Origin of the sequence: Acidiphilium sp. (assembly GCF_049977125.1) — a bacterium.
GTDB lineage: Bacteria > Pseudomonadota > Alphaproteobacteria > Acetobacterales > Acetobacteraceae > Acidiphilium.
The window spans coordinates 1-3,736 of record NZ_JBMFGY010000223.1 but is presented as its reverse complement, the minus strand read 5'-3'; the positions used below and the strand labels follow the sequence as shown (position 1 = coordinate 3,736).

Below are 3,736 nucleotides of genomic sequence, written 5' to 3'. Positions count from 1 at the left end.
AGCTGAAAGGATGCCAAATCCAGCGATCCCGTTCAGCTTCTACGCCATCACGCAGTACCAAAGATCGGTCTGCCTTCCGGTTTACGAGGCGAATCCCGGTGCCCGTGCCGAGACAATCGATCGGTATAATCCGATCTTCGGCAAAGCCGAGTTCCTCGATTTTCTGAGGCTAGCCGTGCTCGGCAACGCAACCGAGCACGCCGCTGAAGCTCTAGGCAAAAAGTGCTTCGCCTTAGTCGAACTGCTGGCCACATCGAAAAAGCGTCAGGATGGACTCTCTGGCGTGCAATGGCGCGAGGCGAAAACTGCGCTGGAGGTAGGTGAAACTTTACCGGATTACCTGAGCAGTGATGCACGCTTGGCATGGAGTAAAACCGCCTATATCGGCAGCTTGACCGATACCGCCCGATCCTTCATGACGCTCGGCTCGCGAGACAGCTTCGGACTGACTTCCTCGAAGCTGCCGCTCTCGTTCGTGCCCAAGGATAGGCGTGCAGCGTTCACATCAAGCGCCAAGGTCATCTATGGCGACATGGCCGATGATTTTGTGGCTTGGCTGGCCCAAGATGTTGCGCACCTGGCAATAGCTTGGGTGATGGGGTTCAAGCCGCGTGGGGATGACGCGCGGCCCGATCGCGGTCTTGCGCCACTCGCGCGCATGTTGGTCGGCGATGATACTGAACTGCTGACGTTCGTTTACGGTCCTGCGCCGTTGTCTCATTGGCAGAAACTCGCCGCCAATCCGGTTTCTCTCGCCGAGGGCAACGGTCTATGGGAGTCCGTCATGGCTGTGAGCGACGGCTTGCTGGTCGATAGCGCACGCAAGCCAGCGAACACGCCGCGCGGGTATCGAAAAGACGCCTGGGCAGCCATTTTCGAAAATGATGACACGCCGCTGATGGTACAGCCTCGCGTGCTGTCGCTTGGCGAACAGGACGTGGATACCGCCGTGCATGTCGCCCTTGAATCTCTTGGTGACGACGTCGCTTTCGAGGGCATGTGCAATCCGCCCGGCGGGGACTGGAGCGGGATTTCGTTTCGATGGGCCAAGGATGCGCCGGAGTATCGCTGGCTGACCCTGCCGCGTGTCTCAGCTGAAGGCGCAAAGCGGCCGGACCATGTTTTCGCGATCTTCGGGCACGAAGGAGGAACCGTATGCCTATGCGTAGAATCCAAGGAGCGAGCGAGCGCTCTCGAGTTGAGAATCGGTCCTCGCTTGATCCGATATACCGAAGCCCTTTTTGAATCCGTTCCGAGCATCCAGCGTGGCAAAAAACTCGATCCATGGGCGATCTATGGTGGCTCCTGGGCACCGCAATCGGTCAGTTTCGTATCAGCCGGAGCGTATTTGAGCGACGTCGGCGATCCATTCTGGGATATCCCTGACGGAACAGATCTCGATCTACAGATCGGGGTTTCCTTTTCGGCAGATGCCGATCGGTGCGACCTGCACCTTCGCGGTGATACCGCGAAGGGCAAGTCGCTCGTCGGTTATCTGGCCTCGCTATCGTCGTGGGGCCAATTCGTTGTGGTGAAGGTCAATAATTGAGGTAGAGGCTTTCTGTCACCATTTCAACCGGACCGTTTAGAACCTTGGCAATGGCGCTATAGCCGCTATTGAGGAGCACCTTGCGGCGGTAGATATCGCTCGGGATTGTATGATCGTAGATCGTGCCACCTCTGACGCCATCAAAGGACAATGCCCATCGGACGCCACGGCGGTTGAGGTGATCAAGCACGTCGCCGAATCGGGCTACGTCCAGATCGCTGATATAACGCTGCTTATTTCCGGCGTAGGGCGGATCAAGATATACGAAGTCCCCTGCCTGCGCATCGGCGATAGTTTCCTCAAAATCACCGCTACGGATCTCAACACCCCTCAGCTTGTCCGTCCATAAGCGCACAATGCCAGCGAAGCGGCGCGGCAACATGCCTTTCCGGGACAGATGGAAGGAATTGTTAAAATCACTTTTATTGTTGAACCTCACGATGCCGTTCACGCAGGTTCGCATGAGAAAATTCAAATCTTCGGGCTGCCGCGTCATGTTGAAGCGGTCGCGCACAACATAGAAATATCCGGGTAAGTCGGCCTGCAATGCCTCCCATTGACGCGCATAGTCGGCGATTAGTCGCTCCGGATTGTCGCGCACCATTGTCCAAAAGGCGGTGAGCGGCGCGTAGATATCGGCCGCGACCGCGCCCGGTTTCGCCATTAGGTAGAGAAGCGCTCCGCCTCCAAGAAATGGCTCGTAGTAGCGATTGAATGCCGGGGCATAGGCCGCGATCCGCGTAGCCTGACTACGCTTGCTGCCGGTCCATTTCAGCAGAGATGGTACGTCTCCATGCGACGTATGGCTTTCGCGTTGCGGCGCAAAGATCGGCATCTCCTCGGCATCGAATAGAAGAGCCTGAGCCGGGTTCATCCCGCACCTACAGCGTTGAGACGCCGGTCGGCGATCTTGACATAAGCCGGATCAGTTTCAAATCCGATGAAACTTAGTCCTTCCTGCTTGGCAGCGACACATTCACTGCCTGATCCAGCAAATGGCACCAAGCAAAGATCACCAGAACGCGCGGAAAGCTGAATAAACCTTCTGGCGAGGCGAACGGGTTTCTGAGCCGGATGCCTGCCGAAAGCCTGTTCTTCGCGGGGTTTGTTATTTGGCAAATCCCAAACGGTTCGCATCTGCTTCCCAGGGGCCTTCAACTGGTCGTCGGAAAAGTCACCTTCCTTGGAACGCTCGTAATTGAAATTATAGGCGCGCTTGCCGCCTCGATGCGCCCACAAGATAGTCTCATGGCTCGCGGTCAATCGTCGCCCGGAGAGGTTTGGAAAGCTGTTGCGCTTATACCAGATAATCTCGTTGATAATCTCTATTTCGAGCATTTGCATGGCGACGTTGGTAATACCGGCGTTATGATAAGTGCCGTGAACCCACATAGAGCCGGTAGGCTTCAATAACCGCTTGGCCTCGGCCAACCAGCTCAACGTGAAGGCCAAATACTTGTCTAGAGGCATGTCATCCCACACCTCTGAGATCTTTTGCCAAGTGCCGCCAAAGCCAGGAAGGGTGCCATATTGCATCGACCATATATTACCCTTGCTCGCGTTATATGGCGGGTCAGCAATGATGATATCGACGCTCTTATCTGGCAGCGACGCCGCTAGTTCGATGAAGTTACCCGCATGAACCGCGTTCACATCTAGAGCGAAGCCTCCTGAAATGTGATGCGGCATGATCGGCGTGACAGTCACGACCGATCCTTGGGTTGTCGCGTCCCTACGCGGTCGGCCTTTGCGTTTCGGTTGATCGGGAGTTGCGACCAGCGCGGCTTTGGTACTCATTTTGCGATTTCCGCCTTTCCTCGACTCTTAAAAAGCATGTTTGCCGCCTCGATCATGAGCCCTTGCAACGTGACATCTTCTTCGACACCGATTCCGCGAAGCTGCTTCATAGCATCGGGATCAAGGTAGAAAGTGACACCCTTCTTGCCGACACGGCTAGGGGGTTGACCTGTGCGCCCTCCGCGTGGTCCCGTTTCTAACGTAGCTTGCGACATAGCTCTATTCTCCTGCATTCTTGAATGCATGCATTCATACTGCCATAAGTTTATAGCTTCTGCAAGCGCTAAATCACCTACCAAAAAACAAAGTTTTCTGAATAAACTACTCTCACAAGCGGCCGTTTTTGAGAGACCCCATATTCTGAGAATCCAACCCCCTGCCTTTGCTGGC

The 3,736-nt window shown here is 55.5% G+C and carries 4 protein-coding genes; 1 reads left to right on the top strand and 3 read right to left on the bottom strand.

What is annotated here, in order from left to right:
- Positions 1 to 1,549 (top strand): hypothetical protein (locus ACP5E6_RS17085; protein ID WP_427956200.1); only part of this gene is annotated, 1,549 nt, incomplete at its 5' end.
- Here the strand turns inward: ACP5E6_RS17085 and ACP5E6_RS17080 are convergent.
- The 3 genes from ACP5E6_RS17080 to ACP5E6_RS17070 form a co-directional block, all read right to left on the bottom strand.
- A complete protein-coding gene (locus ACP5E6_RS17080) occupies positions 1,539 to 2,423 on the bottom strand; it encodes a DNA adenine methylase (RefSeq protein ID WP_427956199.1) in 885 nt (294 codons plus the stop codon). The genes ACP5E6_RS17085 and ACP5E6_RS17080 overlap by 11 nt on opposite strands.
- A complete protein-coding gene (locus ACP5E6_RS17075) occupies positions 2,420 to 3,346 on the bottom strand; it encodes a DNA-methyltransferase (RefSeq protein ID WP_427956197.1) in 927 nt (308 codons plus the stop codon). The genes ACP5E6_RS17080 and ACP5E6_RS17075 overlap by 4 nt, the downstream gene beginning before the upstream one ends.
- The coding region (locus ACP5E6_RS17070; RefSeq protein ID WP_427956195.1) for a ribbon-helix-helix domain-containing protein at positions 3,343 to 3,736 on the bottom strand (394 nt) is incomplete at its 5' end. The genes ACP5E6_RS17070 and ACP5E6_RS17075, both read right to left, overlap by 4 nt.